The sequence below is a fragment of the Vibrio gallaecicus genome, assembly GCF_024347495.1.
Classification (GTDB): domain Bacteria; phylum Pseudomonadota; class Gammaproteobacteria; order Enterobacterales; family Vibrionaceae; genus Vibrio; species Vibrio gallaecicus.
The window spans coordinates 583,375-600,984 of the sequence record NZ_AP025490.1; the positions used below are offsets into that span (position 1 = coordinate 583,375).

Annotated in this window: 17 protein-coding genes; 14 read left to right on the forward strand and 3 right to left on the reverse strand. The window is 40.6% G+C overall.

Features of this window, described 5'->3' with window-relative positions:
* Positions 1-69: 69 nt before the first annotated feature.
* The 6 genes from prfB to OCU78_RS02600 all read left to right on the forward strand — a co-directional run bounded on the left by prfB (position 70) and on the right by OCU78_RS02600 (position 5,611).
* Positions 70-1,168 (forward strand): peptide chain release factor 2 gene (gene prfB, locus OCU78_RS02575; RefSeq protein ID WP_137374541.1). Its coding sequence is split into 2 segments (ribosomal slippage): positions 70-144 and positions 146-1,168, totalling 1,098 coding nucleotides; the frame shifts between segments, so codons are not numbered across the junction.
* An 81-nt stretch (positions 1,169-1,249) separates the two neighbouring features.
* Positions 1,250-2,782 carry a lysine--tRNA ligase gene (gene lysS, locus OCU78_RS02580; protein WP_137374542.1) on the forward strand — a complete coding sequence of 511 codons (1,533 nt, stop codon included), beginning with the start codon at positions 1,250-1,252 and terminating at the stop codon, positions 2,780-2,782.
* A gap of 241 nt (positions 2,783-3,023) precedes the next feature.
* Positions 3,024-4,358, forward strand: coding sequence for a cyclic-di-GMP-binding transcriptional regulator VpsR (gene vpsR, locus OCU78_RS02585; protein WP_137374543.1), 1,335 nt, complete (start codon positions 3,024-3,026; stop codon positions 4,356-4,358).
* Positions 4,359-4,615: 257 nt separating this feature from the next.
* Entirely contained in the window at positions 4,616-4,738 is a 123-nt protein-coding gene (locus tag OCU78_RS02590; protein WP_257217142.1) for a hypothetical protein, read from the forward strand.
* 109 nt (positions 4,739-4,847) lie between these two features.
* Positions 4,848-5,099: a DUF1127 domain-containing protein gene (locus OCU78_RS02595; protein ID WP_137374544.1), complete on the forward strand. Its 252-nt coding sequence runs from the start codon at positions 4,848-4,850 to the stop codon at positions 5,097-5,099.
* A 200-nt stretch (positions 5,100-5,299) separates the two neighbouring features.
* Positions 5,300-5,611 carry a DUF6482 family protein gene (locus OCU78_RS02600; protein ID WP_137374545.1) on the forward strand — a complete coding sequence of 104 codons (312 nt, stop codon included), beginning with the start codon at positions 5,300-5,302 and terminating at the stop codon, positions 5,609-5,611.
* A gap of 40 nt (positions 5,612-5,651) precedes the next feature.
* Here OCU78_RS02600 and mutH read toward each other — a convergent pair whose 3' ends face one another.
* The gene (gene mutH, locus OCU78_RS02605; RefSeq protein ID WP_137374546.1) at positions 5,652-6,317 is read right to left on the reverse strand and encodes a DNA mismatch repair endonuclease MutH; all 666 of its coding nucleotides are present in this window, start codon (positions 6,315-6,317) and stop codon (positions 5,652-5,654) included.
* A gap of 611 nt (positions 6,318-6,928) precedes the next feature.
* On the opposite strand from mutH, the gene rppH reads away from it, so the two are divergent.
* The 5 genes from rppH to OCU78_RS02630 all read left to right on the forward strand — a co-directional run bounded on the left by rppH (position 6,929) and on the right by OCU78_RS02630 (position 12,252).
* Positions 6,929-7,447, forward strand: coding sequence for an RNA pyrophosphohydrolase (rppH, locus tag OCU78_RS02610; protein ID WP_137374547.1), 519 nt, complete (start codon positions 6,929-6,931; stop codon positions 7,445-7,447).
* A gap of 2 nt (positions 7,448-7,449) precedes the next feature.
* The gene (ptsP, locus tag OCU78_RS02615; protein WP_137374548.1) at positions 7,450-9,699 is read left to right on the forward strand and encodes a phosphoenolpyruvate--protein phosphotransferase; all 2,250 of its coding nucleotides are present in this window, start codon (positions 7,450-7,452) and stop codon (positions 9,697-9,699) included.
* A gap of 8 nt (positions 9,700-9,707) precedes the next feature.
* Entirely contained in the window at positions 9,708-10,499 is a 792-nt protein-coding gene (locus OCU78_RS02620) for a sulfite exporter TauE/SafE family protein (protein ID WP_137374549.1), read from the forward strand.
* A 71-nt stretch (positions 10,500-10,570) separates the two neighbouring features.
* Complete coding sequence (gene lgt / locus OCU78_RS02625; RefSeq protein ID WP_137374550.1) at positions 10,571-11,374, forward strand: prolipoprotein diacylglyceryl transferase; 804 nt, start codon at positions 10,571-10,573, stop codon at positions 11,372-11,374.
* A 26-nt stretch (positions 11,375-11,400) separates the two neighbouring features.
* Positions 11,401-12,252 carry a thymidylate synthase gene (locus tag OCU78_RS02630; protein WP_137374551.1) on the forward strand — a complete coding sequence of 284 codons (852 nt, stop codon included), beginning with the start codon at positions 11,401-11,403 and terminating at the stop codon, positions 12,250-12,252.
* A 214-nt stretch (positions 12,253-12,466) separates the two neighbouring features.
* Here the strand turns inward: OCU78_RS02630 and OCU78_RS02635 are convergent, their stop codons facing one another.
* Positions 12,467-13,612 carry a Na/Pi symporter gene (locus OCU78_RS02635; RefSeq protein ID WP_137374552.1) on the reverse strand — a complete coding sequence of 382 codons (1,146 nt, stop codon included), beginning with the start codon at positions 13,610-13,612 and terminating at the stop codon, positions 12,467-12,469.
* A 386-nt stretch (positions 13,613-13,998) separates the two neighbouring features.
* Between OCU78_RS02635 and nhaR the strand changes: the two genes are divergently transcribed.
* Both nhaR and OCU78_RS02645 read left to right on the forward strand, forming a co-directional pair.
* A complete protein-coding gene (gene nhaR, locus OCU78_RS02640) occupies positions 13,999-14,889 on the forward strand; it encodes a transcriptional activator NhaR (RefSeq protein ID WP_137374553.1) in 891 nt (296 codons plus the stop codon).
* Between the two features lie 131 nt (positions 14,890-15,020).
* Entirely contained in the window at positions 15,021-15,314 is a 294-nt protein-coding gene (locus OCU78_RS02645) for an ArsR/SmtB family transcription factor (protein ID WP_137374554.1), read from the forward strand.
* A 214-nt stretch (positions 15,315-15,528) separates the two neighbouring features.
* Here the strand turns inward: OCU78_RS02645 and rpsT are convergent, their stop codons facing one another.
* The gene (gene rpsT, locus OCU78_RS02650; RefSeq protein WP_137374555.1) at positions 15,529-15,789 is read right to left on the reverse strand and encodes a 30S ribosomal protein S20; all 261 of its coding nucleotides are present in this window, start codon (positions 15,787-15,789) and stop codon (positions 15,529-15,531) included.
* Positions 15,790-16,040: 251 nt separating this feature from the next.
* On the opposite strand from rpsT, the gene murJ reads away from it, so the two are divergent.
* Positions 16,041-17,603, forward strand: a complete 1,563-nt coding sequence (gene murJ / locus OCU78_RS02655; RefSeq protein WP_137374556.1) for a murein biosynthesis integral membrane protein MurJ — start codon at positions 16,041-16,043, stop codon at positions 17,601-17,603.
* Positions 17,604-17,610: the final 7 nt, after the last annotated feature.

A 17,610-nucleotide genomic window follows, 5' to 3' on the forward strand; every position in this document is an offset into this window, starting at 1 on the left:
TTCTGTATCTCCGTCACACTTTTGAGTACAATTCTTCGGTTAAATTCTACTCATAAATGATGAGCTAAAATGTTTGAAATCAATCCTATAAAAAACCGTCTGCAGGATGTGTCTGAGCGCACAAATATCCTGAGGGGGTATCTTTGACTATGACGCTAAGAAAGAGCGTCTAGAAGAAGTAAACGCAGAACTAGAACAACCGGATGTATGGAACGAACCTGAGCGTGCACAAGCACTGGGTAAAGAACGTTCATCACTAGAGGCAGTAGTTGAAACTATCGACCATCTTGACCAAGGTGTTGAGGATGTTGAAGGGCTACTTGAGCTAGCGGTTGAAGAAGAAGATCAAGAAACGTTTGACGAAATCGAACCAGAATTAGCAGAGCTAGAAGCTAAGCTAGAAAAGCTGGAATTCCGTCGTATGTTTGCTGGTGATCACGATGCATCAGATTGCTATATCGACTTACAGTCAGGCTCGGGCGGTACAGAAGCTCAAGACTGGACTTCAATGATGCTCCGCATGTACTTGCGTTGGGCTGATTCGAAAGGCTTCAAGACAGAAGTTATCGAAATGTCGGATGGTGATGTGGCAGGTCTGAAAGGCGCGACTGTACGTATCTCTGGTGAGTATGCTTACGGTTGGTTGCGTACTGAAACTGGTGTTCACCGTTTGGTTCGTAAATCACCTTTTGATTCAAGTGGTCGTCGTCATACTTCATTTGCATCTGCGTTTATCTACCCAGAGATTGATGACAATATTACGATTGATATTAATCCTTCTGACTTACGCATTGACGTTTACCGTGCCTCTGGTGCTGGTGGTCAACACGTAAACACGACAGAATCAGCGGTACGTATTACTCACGTTCCGACTAACACTGTCGTTCAATGTCAGAATGACCGTTCGCAGCATAAGAACAAAGATCAGGCGATGAAGCAGCTACGTGCTAAGCTTTTTGAACTTGAGATTCAAAAACAAAATGCTGAAAAACAAGCGAGCGAAGAAACGAAATCAGACATAGGTTGGGGCAGTCAGATCCGCTCTTACGTACTGGATGATTCACGTATCAAAGATTTACGCACCGGCATTGAAAACCGTAATACTCAAGCGGTTCTTGATGGTGACTTAGACAAGTTTATTGAAGCTAGCCTGAAATCAGGTTTGTAAGCTTTACCAACTATATTTGTAAAAATGCCTATATTTGAAAAAATATAGCTGTCCAAATTATAAAAGCAGGGTACATCTCTAATGACTGATGCTGTTCAAAATGAAAACGCACAAGAAGCTTCTTCACCTGAAGAGAACAAACTAATCGCTGAGCGCCGCAGCAAGCTGGATCACATCCGCCAAAACTGCAAAGCTAACGGTCACCCAAATGACTTTCGTCGTGAGCACCTAGCGGGCGATCTTCAAGCAGAATTCGGTGAGAAGACTAAGGAAGAGCTAGAAGAGCTTAACCACATCGTTGCGATCGCTGGTCGTGTTATGGCGAAGCGTGGTCCATTCCTTGCGATTCAAGAAACTTCTGGTCGTATCCAAGCATACGCAGCGAAAGATGTACAAAAAGTACTGAAAGAGAAGTACCAAGGCCTAGATATCGGTGACATCATCGGTGTTAAAGGTGCGCTTCACAAATCAGGTAAAGGCGATCTTTACGTGAACATGGAAGAGTTTGAATTGCTAACTAAAGCACTTCGTCCTCTACCAGAGAAGTTCCACGGTCTAACTGACCAAGAAATGCGTTACCGCCAGCGTTACGTTGACTTAATCGTGAACGAAGATTCTCGTAAGACATTCATTGTGCGTTCTAAGCTTGTGTCTTCAATTCGTAACTTCATGAGCTCAAAAGGCTACCTAGAAGTTGAAACGCCAATGATGCATGTGATCCCAGGTGGTGCAACAGCACGTCCATTCATCACTCATCACAACGCACTAGACATCGACATGTACCTACGTGTTGCACCTGAGCTTTACCTTAAGCGCCTAGTGGTTGGTGGTTTTGACCGTGTATTCGAGATTAACCGTAACTTCCGTAATGAAGGTCTTTCTCCACGTCACAACCCAGAATTCACAATGATGGAATTCTACCAAGCTTACTCTGACTACAAAGATCTAATGGATCTAACGGAAGAGATGCTAAGCACAGCAGCTATGGACGTTCTTGGTTCGACTTCTATGCCTTACGGTGACGAAACAGTTGAGTTCGGTGGCACTTACGCTCGCATGAGCATGTTCGATGCAATCAAACACTACACACCTGAAAATGCAAACATTCAAGCTCTTACTGAAGACGATCTTCAGAACAGAGAATTGATGGTTAAAATTGCAGAAGAAGTGGGTCTGTACGTTGAGAAGTTCTGGACATGTGGTCAGCTTCTTGAAGAGATCTTTGGTGAAACGGCTGAGCCTCAACTAATTCAACCAACGTTCATCACGGGTTACCCAGCGGACATCTCTCCACTGGCTCGTCGTAGCGACAGCAACCCATTCTTCACAGACCGCTTTGAGTTTTTCATCGGTGGCCGTGAAGTGGCGAATGGTTTCTCTGAGCTTAATGATGCACAAGACCAAGACGAGCGTTTCAAAGCACAAGTTAACGCAAAAGACGCGGGTGATGATGAAGCGATGTACTACGATGCAGATTATATTACTGCACTAGAGCACGGCTTACCGCCAACAGCGGGCCAAGGCATCGGTATCGACCGCCTAGCAATGCTATTTACAAACACGCACACTATCCGTGACGTAATCTTGTTCCCAGCAATGCGCCCACAAGCTTAATTGATAAATCAATAAGTTATAAATATCTAAAACCACCTTCGGGTGGTTTTTTGTTTTTATAGAAAAATCGTATATAGCCCGCACTATTTATTCGAAACATCACTGAATATGACATAGTCTTACTATTGAGACTGGTTATCTTGGATAGTCTCATTACTGTAACGTTTGTATTTTTAATGCGACTAAGACTTATTTTAGTTTTTGTTGATGAATTTAATCATAAATAAAGTAAGGAAATAGGATGGGAACTCAATTCAAGATGGATTCCTTACCAGGTTCTCTTATCGTCGTGGGTGGTGCGTATGAACCTTGGCTATCTGTTTTAGAACAGGTTGGCTGGCAATGCACACAATGTGCTGATTTACGTAAAGCGGATGCCTTAATTACCAGTACAGGTCCATGTATTGGTATCGTTGATTTAAGCCACGATGAATTCAGTTTAAATGGGATAGCGAACCTAGTTAGTACGCATAAACAAGTTCGCTGGCTGGCTTTTATCCGAGAGTCGCAATTAGGTTCGGATACTATTTGCCAATTTATCGTTAATTTCTGTATCGACTTTTTCACAGCTCCGATCCCAGATGCCCAATTATTAAATACTATTGGCCATCAGCTTGGCATGCTTAAGCTAGAAAAAAAGGTATGGCCTAATTATGGTAATAGCCATGATATGGGGCTACTTGGTGAATCTGTAGCCGTTAAGCGATTAAGAGATCAAGTCAAACGCATCGGTCCTACCGATGTCAGTATCTTAATTTATGGTGAGAGTGGTTCGGGGAAAGAAACCGTTGCTAGGGCGATTCACAATACTTCTTCACGAGCACATAACCCTTTTCTTGTTGTTAATTGCCGAGCCTTATCCGAGGAAAGGATCGAGTCGGATTTATTCGGGGTATCTCATAGTCATAACCCTAAAACCTCAATATTAGAACAGGCAAATGGTGGAACGGTTTTATTAAATGATGCTCTTGCTATGCCAAAATCTCAGCAAATGAATCTATTGAGATTTTTACAGGAAGGGAAAGTTGATACTCCGACAGGTTCAAAAGCTGTCGATGTCCGTATTCTTGCCGCGAACTCTTCGGATATAGAAAAAGCACTGATTGACGGTGAGTTTAACGAAGAGCTGTATCATTACATCAATGTGCTAAGAATTAATGTACCTAGCCTCAAAGAGCGTGCTGGGGATATTTCTATTCTGTCCGGTTATTACTTACAAGAGTATTCAAAAGAGTTTAATGCGCAAGCTCGTAGCTTTTCTGAAGATGCGATGAAAGCACTCACTCGTTACCATTGGCCTGGCAATATTCGTGAACTCATGAATCAACTAAAACGTGCAGTACTTATGTCGGACTCGGTAATGATTGATGAAGCAGCATTAGAGCTACCAAAGCATAATGATGGAAAGCGGAGTCTTAAAAGTATCCGTGAACGCTCTGAAAAGGATGCTTTAATTCTTGTCTTAGAATCACATTGTGGGCAAGTGTCATTAGCGGCAAAAGAGCTAGGGGTATCAAGAGCAACAATGTATCGTTTGTTGAATAAGCACAGCTTAATATCTGAAAGCACTATATAGAGAAATCGAGCCACGTATCTAGCGTGGCTTTTTCGTTTCAGCGATATATTCTTTAGTTTTTATATAGCTCATATGAATATGTTATATTTAAATGGATATGCAACAATTTACTAGGTGAATACTTTGTTTTCATAATGTTATAAATTTATAGGTTGAATTTTATACTCATTTGAATAGAATTCAACCGTGAAAGCAAAGTTATCTCTGCTTTATACATCATCATATATTTGGATTTTTTAGTTAGCTTGGAGGCGTAAATGAAACATTTTAATTTTATTCATCACATTTACGCATCGTCGGATTGTAGCAAAGATATGCCTGCTTACATGGCTGGTACATTTATGACTACTGATCTAGCCACCCAAGATAAATCTAACTAACAGATCCGTACCCTTATTTGGCTGCGGAAATAGCAGCTAAATGGGAACCTATCCCTTATCTCATCTAGAACGCTATTTTCTCAGTTAATCCTATTACTGGAGAATTATTATGCGTCACTCAATTTATTTAAAACTTGCGACTGTTCTTGTTCGTGCTGATCTACGCCGAGAAGAAAGAGAATGGCAACGAAAAGTTCGCCGTAGTTCATTTGATTTACCATGGGAAAACAAACATTTACTAAGAGATATTGGCTTGGAAAGTGATGGTCGACCTATTGCGTTTTCTGAACCTGAAGCTGTAACTATTGAGCGTCGAGTTCGTCATCTACGCCGAGTTTTAAGTGCACGAATACCAACGTAATATATGGGGTTGAGATACCTTCAGCCCCTAAATTGTATTGTGAGATATTTATTATGGTGTCGGGATTATTAGAGTGATCTTGAATGAATATCAAATTGAAAAGAGAAGTGGTTACTCACTTCTCTTTTTACGTTTCAAATGTATTTTTTAGCAAAGTAAATGACTTCAACTAAGCTTGAATAGAGCAGTGGAGGTGAATCATGCAAAAACATCAATTAGACATGTGGTTACACGGGCATCACAAGGAGTCTTATCAACCACCTAAAGTGTATGTGATTGGGTGTTCGGATGTGACTGAATACTTATTGGCAGTTGAATATAAGCATAAACTTGAACCAGTAAAAAAAGGCGGGGAGCCGCTACATTTCGGATCTTTGGATCAAGTAAAAGAAGAACTAGTGCGATTGGGTATAGAGAAAGCGTATTTACGATTACACAATACGTACGATGAGTTCGGCTCTACACCAAGCCAGCCCTATTGTGATATAGAGCTGTCATTAACTACGCATTAATTAAAAAAACCTTCAGATATATAGATTAAAGGCTAAATAATTATAGGTAATGTGCCGTTAAAATTTGATGAGTAAATTGCGTTCTTAAATAGAAGCCTCTTGGCTTAGTTTTTATTGGTTTTCCATTTATGCCATAAGCTTCTGTGAGAACTCGGCTATTGGCTGCTTTTGGACGTAAGTGCAGAGCCTCTCCGTGCCGGGCGGTGATTTGCTGTATGTTACCGAGCACTATAACTTCCATTAGCTCTTCCCAGTCTCTTCTTAACACGTCCTCTTCTTCAGAGCTTGGTGTCCAAAGCAAAGGCGATCCAACTCTTCTATCCGCTAAAGGAATTTCTCTTTCTCCTTCAACTGGTATCCACAGCACTTTAGATAACTTATTTCGCACATGGCTGGTTTCCCAAGTTAAACCTTGTACACCGATTAGTGGAGCAACACAGACAAAAGTTGTCTCTAGTGGCTTTCCGCTATAACTGATAGGAATGCTTTTTAATTCGATCCCTAAGTTAACAAAATCTTGTTGAGGTTTACTGCCGGCGAGCGCTCCTAAATGCCATTCAAGTAACTGCCCAACCCAACCTTTATCTCGTTTAAGATCTGGTGGTACATCCATCTTGGCTTCGTTGGCTAACTCTTGAAATGACAATCCAGCAATAGCATTGGCTCTTTCTAGTAATTCTTCTTGGGTTTTAGGTTCTGGTTTCATAATAAAGAGGCAATATAAAAAATGAATTTTATCAGAAGTTATTGGAAATGATTACCGGTTAATAAACGATCTTGCTGTGCATCCTTTGATCAAAATTAAGGTTATCCACAGATTAGTTACGTAAAAATAAAAATAATTGTGATCTGTATAAATAAACAGGCATTTTAAGATGAATGAATACTTGCTATATCAAGAGTAAAATGAAGCTTTTAGTGTGCTGTGTGGATAAAGGTCACATTGGTTGATCTTTGACCGATTGTTTTTCTGTAAAGATCCTTCCGATTTTGTTTTAATTTTATTTTTTACTTTTAATTTAACTTGTTGATTTTTAATTGTTATATTTTAAAAGTTAAAATGCTCAATAACTTTTCAATCTATATGAAGATTATTGATAGCCAATTATTGTTAATTCTTCACATAGTTATTCACAGAAAAGGTGAATAAATGTGGTCTATGTCTCACTCTTATGTGGGTAACTTAAATTTGAACAAAAGTTATCCAGAATTAAGAATAAAATCATAAATATCGGTTTAATCACATCACTAAGTTTGCTCCGCTTGGGGATATGTGGAAAAATCAATGTAATTAAAAATTTAGATAGAGGTTGGCCAGTGATAGATGGCGATGGTTACCGATTAAACGTTGGTATTGTAATCTGTAACAACCATGGTCAGGTCTTCTGGGCTAAACGGTACGGGCAACATTCTTGGCAGTTTCCCCAAGGGGGGATTGATGAAGGTGAAACTCCAGAGCAGGCAATGTTCCGAGAGTTATATGAAGAAGTTGGTCTAACAAAAAAGGATGTGAAAATCGTTGCGACTAGTCGTCATTGGTTACGCTATAAGCTACCCAAACGCTTAGTTCGATGGGATTCAAAACCTGTCTGTATTGGACAAAAACAGAAGTGGTTTCTTCTACGACTAGATTGCGATGAATCTCGTATTAATATGCAGCGTGGAAGTACACCTGAATTTGATGGTTGGCGCTGGGTAAGCTATTGGTACCCAGTAAGACAAGTCGTTTCTTTTAAGCGAGATGTGTATCGTCGAGCAATGAAAGAATTCGCATCTTTAGCAATGCCGTTTAAAGAGCGAAAGACAAAAGGAAAACGTAAACAACGTAGAGGGTAAGCATGCTCAGTCAACTAAGGGACATAGTTGAACAAGTTTCAAGGGTTGAAGATGTTTATACTGCCCTTGATATTTTAGTAAAAGAGACATGCAGCGCGATGCAGACTGAATGCTGCACCGTGTACCTTGCTAACGATGAAATGCAGCGCCTTGAGTTGATGGCAACTCAAGGTCTGAATTTTAAAACTGACAGTATTCATATTAATTTTTCGGAAGGTTTAGTTGGTCTTGTTAAGCGCAGTGCTGAACCTATTAACCTTGCCGAAGTCTCAAATCATCCTGCTTATAAGTTTTTCCCTGAATTAGGTGAAGATGTTTATCACTCTTTTTTAGGCACTCCAATTATCTATCGCAAGCAAGTGCTTGGCGTACTGGTTATTCAACAAAAGTCACCCCGTTTATTCAGTGAAATGGAAGAATCTTTCCTTGTCACTCTTTCTGCCCAGCTAGCAGTGATTGTTGCCCATGCACAAACGCAAGGTTTATGGCGTTTAGAGCAACAGCAGCGTTTATCAAGCAAAGGTATCGCAGCTTCTTCGGGTGTAGCAATTGGCGATCTTTGGTGGGACAACACTCAACCTGAACTGACTGACGTCTATCCGGCCTCTACGCTTAATATTGAAAAAGAGCATGAGCAGTTGGTAGTGGCTATTGAAAATGCGCTGAGTGATTTTAGGCGTATGAGAAAGCGTTTAGATAGTGATATTAATAAAGATGCTTTGGCGATCTTTGATTTATTTACTCACTTACTGAACGATCCAATGCTTCGTAAAGATCTGAAATCTCAGATTCAAAAAGGTGATAGGGCGGATTGGGCACTAAGGCAAGTCGTTGAAAGTTATTCAAACCGCTTCGCTAGAATGTCGGATGTGTACCTAAGAGAACGTGCTCAAGATATTCGCGAATTAGGACAAAGGTTACTCTACTTTCTCCATAATACTGAATATGAACAGCGTTCTTTAGAAAAGCCGATAATTTTAGTCGTTCGAGAGTTAACCGCTTCTGTTTTAGCTTCTATCCCTAAAGGGAAGTTATTAGCAGTGGTTTCTCTTGAAGGGGCAGCAAACTCTCATGCTGCTATTTTGTCTCGTGCTTTAGGCGTACCAGCAGTCATGGGGCTGAGCCTGAACCTCGAACAAATAAATGGTAAGCAAGCCATTGTTGACGGTTACAGCGGTGAAGTGTTCATTGAACCTGATAGTAACTTACTGAGTGAATATGGTGAGTTAGTGTTAGAGGAGAGTGAGCTCTCTTCAATGGTCAATCAAGAGCTGTTTAAACCGGCACTGACACAAGACGGCAGGCATGTTGATATTTTGTTGAATGCGGGGCTGAGTGCTGATACCAACATTGCACTTAATCAAGGTGTTGATGGCGTTGGCTTGTATCGAACTGAAATCTCTTTTCTTTTACAGCAGCGCTTCCCTTCAGAAGATGAGCAAGTGAAGCAGTATTGTTCAGTCTTGGAGAGCTACCCGAATAAACAAGTGGTTATGAGAACGCTTGATATTGGTGGAGATAAAGCCTTGCCGTATTTTCCAATTGAGGAAGATAACCCATTCTTAGGCTGGCGTGGGATTCGTTTTACACTCGATCATCCCGATATTTTTATCATTCAATTACGCGCAATGCTTAGAGCAAGCTGTGACAGTCAGAATTTAAGTATTTTACTTCCGATGATCTCTGGTGCACAGGAACTTGATGATGCCATCAAACTTATTGAACAAGCTTATGATGAAGTGAGTTTGTTGGATAGCCGAGTGAGAATGCCGCGTATAGGGATTATGCTGGAAGTGCCTTCAATCGTGTATTTACTGCCTCTTATTGCTAATAAAGTGGATTTTGTATCAGTTGGCACCAACGATTTAACTCAATATTTATTAGCCGTAGACCGGAACAATTCACGTGTAGCGAGTGTCTATGAATCTATGCACCCTGCAGTGATTATGGCTTTGAAACAAATACACGATACTTGTAAACAACATTCATTACCTGTCTGTATATGTGGTGAGCTTGCAGGGGACCCGATGGGAGCCTTGTTATTAGTTGGGTTAGGGTATGACACCCTAAGTATGAACACCTCTAATGTTGCAAGAACTAAGTATTTGATTCGCCAATCTACGCATCAAGAGCTACAAGATTTGGCGAATAAAGCATTATCACAGCCCTACGGAAGTAGCATCTATAGTATGATGTTACGTTATTTTGAAGAACGAGAGTTTACTGGCTTTATTCGAGCGGGTAAGAAATAGGATATAACGTGACATATGAACTAATAGGCTTGCTAGTAGTATTAGGTGCGGTAGTTGGCGTATTAGCAGGTTTACTGGGTATTGGTGGCGGGCTACTTGTTGTTCCTGCTCTCCTTTTTCTCCTTCCGAAATCTGGGATATCCCCTGATATTGCTATGCAAATGGCACTGGCAACCTCTTTAGCCACAATAATAGTGACTTCAGGTTCATCCGCTTTAAATCATCTAAAGCTGGGTAATGTTGATATATTTGTTATTAAGTGGTTGATGCCAGGGGTCGTGATAGGGGGCTTCATGGGGTCTTTTATTGCAGATGTCATCCCTACGGAATACCTTCCTAAAGTTTTTGGTTTCATTGTGTTGCTACTTGCACTGCAAATGCTGCTATCGATTCGTTCGACCAGTCAAAAGTCTATGCCGAGTTCAGCTAAAACCATCATCTATGGTAGTGGGATTGGTGTTATTTCAAGCCTAGCTGGAATCGGTGGTGGATCATTGTCTGTGCCTTTTTTAAATTATCATGGCATAGAGATGCGTAAAGCTGTGGGTTCGTCCTCAGTGTGCGGTTGTGTGATTGCTTTATCAGGCATGCTTGGGTTTGTTTGGCATGGCTCATCCGTCGAACATTTACCTGAATACAGTGTTGGCTATGTGTACCTACCTGCTTTAGTTGCCGTAGCGAGTGCTTCTGTGCTGACAACTCGCATAGGGGCAAAGCTTGCTACTCAATTACCGACATCGGTTTTAAAAAAATTCTTTGCTGTATTTTTAATGTTCATTGCTGGCGCTATGTTGCTGTAGTCCCATTTCAGTATTCTTAGTCCGCGCGTTTCATTCATTGTTATTCATTTTATTGTTATAGAGAGTCGAGTATGTCTCAGGGGTTTATTGAATTCCCAAATATTGATCCTGTTCTTATCGAACTAGGTCCTATTGCTGTTCGTTGGTACGGGTTGATGTACCTTGTTGGTTTTATGTTTGCTATGTGGTTAGCGAACCGCCGAGCTGATAAGCCGAATAGTGGATGGACGAGAGAGCAAGTGTCTGACTTATTGTTCGCTGGCTTTCTTGGGGTAGTGATTGGTGGGCGTGTTGGTTACGTTCTGTTTTACAACTTTGATTTGTTTTTGCAAGACCCGCTATATCTGTTCAAAGTATGGACCGGTGGTATGTCTTTCCACGGTGGTTTACTCGGTGTTATTAGCGCAATGTTCTGGTATGCACGCAAGAACGGTCGACCATTCTTTGGCGTGGCTGATTTTATCGCACCTTTAGTTCCGTTTGGTTTAGGGATGGGACGCCTAGGTAATTTCATGAACAGTGAATTATGGGGACGTGTAACAGATGTTCCATGGGGTATTGTTTTCCCTAACGGTGGACCATTGCCTCGCCATCCATCTCAGTTGTATGAGATGGCATTGGAAGGTATTGTTTTATTCTTCATCCTCAATTGGTTTATTCGTAAACCTCGCCCGTTAGGTTCTGTTTCTGGTCTGTTCTTGATGGGGTACGGTTCTTTCCGCTTCCTTGTTGAGTATGTACGAGAGCCTGATGCCCACCTTGGTTTGTTTGGTGACTTCATCTCTATGGGGCAAATATTATCGCTACCAATGGTGATTTTAGGTGCGTTGATGGTGGCGTGGGCATACAAATCAAACAGTAAAATTGTTCAGTAGAATTCATTTTTGTTAGGAAAGTTATCGTGAAGCAGTATTTAGATCTTTGTCAGCGTATCGTAGATGATGGTGTGTGGATTGAAAATGAGCGGACAGGTAAGCGCTGTCTTACCGTGGTTAATGCCGATCTAACCTACAATGTTGGTCAGAATCAATTCCCGCTAGTGACAACTCGTAAAAGTTTTTGGAAAGCGGCTGTTGCAGAGCTCCTTGGTTACATCCGAGGTTACGATAATGCAGAAGACTTCAGAAAGCTTGGTACCAAGACTTGGGATGCCAATTCAAACTTAAATGACGCCTGGCTAAATAATCCTTACCGTAAAGGTGAAGATGATATGGGGCGAGTTTACGGTGTTCAAGGTCGAGCATGGGCTAAACCTGATGGCGGTCATATCGATCAATTGAAGAAAATTGTGGATGACTTGACTCGCGGTGTTGACGACCGGGGGGAGATTCTTAATTTTTATAATCCAGGTGAATTCCACATGGGTTGCTTAAGACCGTGTATGTATAGCCATCATTTTTCTTTATTGGGTGACACTTTATATTTAAATAGCACTCAGCGCTCTTGTGACGTGCCACTTGGACTTAATTTCAATATGGTTCAGGTTTATGTGTTTTTGGCTATCATCGCTCAAATTACAGGTAAGAAGCCTGGCGTGGCTTATCATAAAATTGTGAATGCCCATATATATGAAGATCAACTGGCGCCAATGAAAGACATTCAGTTGAAAAGAGAGCCGCTAGCTGCTCCTACTTTTCATATTAACCCTGAAATTAAGTCACTTGAAGATTTAGAAACTTGGGTGACATTAGATGATTTTTGGGTCGAAGGCTATGAATGCCATGATGCAATTAAGTATCCATTTTCGGTTTAACCTTTCCTAGTTGTTCTTTTGTTAAAGCTAGAAAGAATGGGAAAGGAGAGAAGTAATCTTCGATAGATAACTTTAGATAAAGAAATAATGAAAAGGTTGGCTAGAAATAGCCAACCTTTTTTTGTATCTGGAACTTTATCTTTGGATACAAAAATCCCCGCCTCAATGAGAGCGGGGATTTTTATTTACTATCGTATTTTATGAAAGGTAATGTCTATGCTGTTAGAGCAAGAATAGTACCTGGCATTACGATGAATACTGCAGCTAAGTAACCAGCAACAACAGCTTTGTTTTTTACTGCCATGTCAGATATGAAATCTGCGCCCTTAACCGGCAGCTCACGTAGGAACGGAATACCATAGATGAATACTGTAGCCATCAAGTTAAACACTAAGTGAACAAGGGCAATCTGGAGTGCAAATACTGCGAACTCACCGGAAACGGCTGTTGCTGCAAGTAAAGCGGTAATACATGTACCGATGTTAGCACCAAGAGTGAACGGGTAAACATCACGAACCTTAAGGACACCCGTACCTACAAGTGGAACCATTAAGCTTGTCGTTGTAGAAGATGACTGTACTAGAATCGTTACAATTGAACCTGAAGCGATACCGTGAAGAGGACCACGACCAATTGCATTCTTTAGAATTTCACGAGCACGACCAACCATCAAACTCTTCATAAGTTTACCCATCACAGTGATTGCGATGAAGATAGTTGCGATACCCAATACAATCAGCATAACGCCGCCGACAGTATCACCAAATGTTGATAGAGGCTCTTTAATCGCGCTCACAACAGGCTTAGTAATAGGCTTGATGAAGTTAAAGCCTTTAATGCTCATATCACCAGTTGCTAGCATTGGAGAAACCAACCAATGAGAAATCTTTTCTAACATACCAAACATCATTTCTATTGGTAAGAAGATGGCAACGGCAAGGAGATTAAAGAAATCGTGAATAGTAGCACTTGCAAAAGCACGCTTAAACTCATCTTTACAACGTACATGACCAAGGCTAACTAGCGTATTAGTTACTGTTGTACCAATGTTAGCACCCATAATCATAGGGATAGCGACTTCAACTGGTAAACCACCAGCAACTAAGCCAACAATAATTGAAGTAACAGTACTTGATGATTGAATAAGAGCCGTAGCGGTTAAACCGATCATTAAGCCAGCAACAGGGTGAGATGCAAATTCAAATAAAACTTTTGCTTGTTCGCCCGTTGCCCATTTAAAGCCTGTACCTACCATTGAAACAGAAAGTAGTAGTAGGTAAAGCATGAATGCCAAGTTAGCCCAGCGTAGCCAGCGAGTAGTGCTCGCCATTGGCGCTGCTGCAGTAGTAGCTTGGTTCATAATGTATTCTCCATTTGACTGTAAGAGTCTGTGTTAAGTCTATGAGTTAATCTGAGCGTGATGTTAGAGGGGAAATATTTCAGTAATATTACATTTTTATGAGGTCTCTTTTTTTTCGTGATGTTTTAACTGTGAAATATGTAAATATAAAATGACACTCTAGTATCTGTATGTTTTTAAAGGTTTTATTTTGGTTTTTGTTCGGTGGGATCTAGCTCGATTATTTGAATTTTTTTTCGGTTTTTATTTTTAATATGACAATGTGAAAATTGATATGTAGGAAAAACTATCGTTATTGTTCATTTTTGTAGGTTTTTACGAACTATTTGAGGGGGCGTGTCATATTTGATATAAATAGAGGTGAATCCCACGATAACTGAGTCTCTATGTCGCACCTAAATTATAACCACCTTTACTATTTTTGGATGGTCTGCAAGCAAGGGTCTGTTACTAAAGCTGCTGAAGCATTGTTTTTAACACCTCAAACAGTAACTGGTCAGATTAAAGCGCTTGAAGAAAGAATGGATGGCAAATTAACGAAGCGAAATGGTCGTAGTGTTGAACCCACAGAGCTCGGTCAGTTAGTTTTCAAATATGCAGATCGTATGTTTGGCTTAAGCTACGAGATGCTTGATATCGTTAACTATAGTCAGCATTCCAATATTTTATTTGATGTAGGCGTAGCGGATGCTTTGTCTAAAAGGTTTGTCAGTAAAATATTAATGACTACCATTCCTGATGACAGCCGAATCCATTTACGTTGTTTTGAGTCTACTCATGAATTGCTACTTGAACAGTTATCACAGCATAAGCTAGACATGATTTTATCTGACTGTCCTGTTGATTCAGGGAAAAGCCCTGGGTTATTCAGCAAAAAGCTAGGTGAAAGCGGTATGAGCTTTTTCTGCTCTGGGGACATCGAAGGTGTCAGTTTCCCTGCAGTATTAGAACAAAAAAAATTACTCATTCCTGGAAGTCGAACATCAATGGGCAGAAAGGTATTACAGTGGTTTGATAGGCAAGGGCTAAAGCCAGATATTCTTGGTGAGTTTGATGATGTTGCATTGATGAAGGCTTTTGCTCGTTATCATCCAGATGTGATCTTATTGGCACCAACGGTTTATATATCAGAACTTGAAGAAGACATCTCTTTACAATTACTTGGTAATATTGAAGAGTTTAAAGAAGAGTACTACGTCATATTTGCTGAAAGAATGATTCAGCACCCGGCAGTAAAAAATGTGTGTGATGCTGATTTCAGTAAGTTGTTTGAATAGCTTTATCTATAAATGAATAGTTTGGAAATACATCAATTTGGATTATTATTCCAAGTATATTAGTAGTAAATCGTATTAGTAACATCGAATTTTCTGGTTATGAATGTCAGAAGTTGTATAGGAGTCGGCTTATGAACTTGAAAGATATGGAACAAAATTCATCTCAAGCGGTGATTTTGTTAAAAGCGATGGCTAATGAGCGACGTTTACAAATTTTATGCTTACTGCACAACTCTGAACTATCTGTTGGTGAACTGTGTGGGATGCTGGAATTAAGCCAATCTGCTCTATCTCAACATTTAGCGTGGTTACGCCGAGATGGTTTAGTCCAAACGCGTAAGGAAGCACAAACTGTTTATTACACATTAAGTAGTGGTGAAGTGAAGGCAATGATTGAACTTCTACACAGCATCTACTGTGAGTAAAGAAACGAGCTGTAAATAAAAACTAAGTATCGAGCCCTGAAGTGAAGAAGTTGAAGGTTAAAAGATGCATCAGGCTCTATTAGAAAAATAGAAATAAGCTTAAGTGCGAATTAACGGCTTAAGCCAGGTGGTAAAAGCGAGATACTCAAATTTCAGATATAAAAAAACCGGCCAAGGCCGGTTTTTTCGTTAAGCGTTGTAATCGCAGTTCTAATTAAAGAGCTTTGATTGCAGCAGCGAAACGAGACTTATGACGAGCAGCTTTATTCTTATGAATAAGGCCTTTAACCGCCATACGGTCTAGAAGTGGTGTAACTTCTACAAGAGCTGCAGTTGCAGCTTCTTTATTGCCAGCTTCAATAGCTGCAATAGTTTTTTTCATGTAAGTGCGCATCATAGAACGACGACTAGCATTGTGCTGGCGACGTTTCTCAGCTTGGATAGCGCGCTTCTTAGCAGATTTACTGTTTGCCAAGGGTCTAACTCCCAAAAACTTAGTTCGGTGACAATTTAAGGGCGAGGACTATCCCTCATTAGCGCTTAATTGTCAAATGATTTGTGCAAAAACCCAGCTAAGCCAAACAATATTTGGATTGGAAGAGTCATCGCGGTTAAGATGGCGGGGATTCTAACAGCATTTGTAGACCAATGCTAATAAATATACCTTCAAGAATAGGATAGTATTTATCCTTGCCTAAAAGTAATCAACCAGTGTCAGAGGTTTTTGTGAGTAAACGACTGTTAAAGTCAGGCATGATCGTCAGTGCAATGACGTTTGTTTCCCGAGTGTTAGGGCTTGTACGAGATGTTGTCGTCGCCAATTTAATGGGGGCTGGAGCAAGTGCCGATGTCTTTTTCTTCGCAAATAAAATACCCAATTTTTTGCGTCGCTTATTTGCCGAAGGGGCATTTTCTCAAGCTTTTGTTCCTGTATTAACTGAATACCATGCAAAAGGTGATAAAGATAAAACCCGTGATTTGATTGCTAAAGTGTCAGGTACCTTAGGTGTCTTAGTTTCCATTGTGACTATTGCTGGTGTTTTAGGCTCTGGGGTTATAACGGCCATGTTCGGAGCCGGGTGGTTTATTGATTGGCTTAATGATGGACCGGCAGCTCCTAAGTTTGAATTGGCGAGCTTTATGCTCAAAATTACTTTTCCATATTTATGGTTTATCACTTTTGTTGCTTTGTCTGGAGCCATTCTTAATACCCTAGGTAAATTTGCTGTTTCATCATTTACACCTGTTTTTTTGAATGTGATGATTATCGGCAGTGCGTGGTTTATCTCTCCTAATCTTGCTCAGCCTGAAATTGGCTTAGCAATCGGCGTATTTTTAGGTGGCTTAGTCCAATTTCTTTTCCAAATGCCCTTTCTTATCAAAGCTGGAGTATTGGTTAAGCCTAAATGGGGGTGGCGAGATCCGGGGGTTGTAAAGATCCGCACATTAATGATCCCAGCCTTATTTGGTGTATCTGTCAGTCAAATTAATCTGTTGTTTGACACATTCATCGCGAGTTTCTTAGCAACAGGCTCTATCAGTTGGCTTTATTACGCAGATAGATTACTCGAATTCCCCCTCGGTCTATTTGGTATCGCAATTGCGACCGTGATTCTTCCTGCTCTATCCCGTAAGCACGTTAATTCACAAGGTGATGGCTTTGCTCACACCATGGATTGGGGTGTTCGTATGGTTCTTTTATTAGGAATTCCAGCAATGTTGGGGCTGATAGTCTTAGCTAAACCAATGTTGATGGTTTTATTCATGCGAGGAGAATTTACACCGCATGATGTAGACCAAGCTTCAATGTCTCTTGTTGCTTATGCTTCTGGGCTGTTGAACTTTATGTTGATTAAGGTATTAGCCCCTGGATATTACTCACGACAAGATACAAAAACGCCAGTGAAATACGGCATTATCGCCATGACCACTAATATGGTGTTCAACGCTATCTTTGCTTATTTTTATGGTTATGTAGGGTTAGCCATTGCCACTGCACTTTCAGCATTCGTAAATATGGCATTACTTTACAGAGGCTTGCATCGAGCGGGTGTTTATCAGCTAACTAAGACCACTTTAATATTCAGTGCTAAATTGGTGTTAGCTGGTGGTGTTATGGTGTCGGCAATATTATGGCAGCTAGAAAGCTCCCAGCAGTGGCTATCTTGGACCTTTGCTCACCGAGCATTTATGTTGGCTGCGTTAATTGGTTTTGGTGCGGCAGCTTATATCGCTTCAGTGCTTGTTCTAGGTGTCCGAGTAAAACATTTAAAAGCCGCGACAGATTAATGCTGAT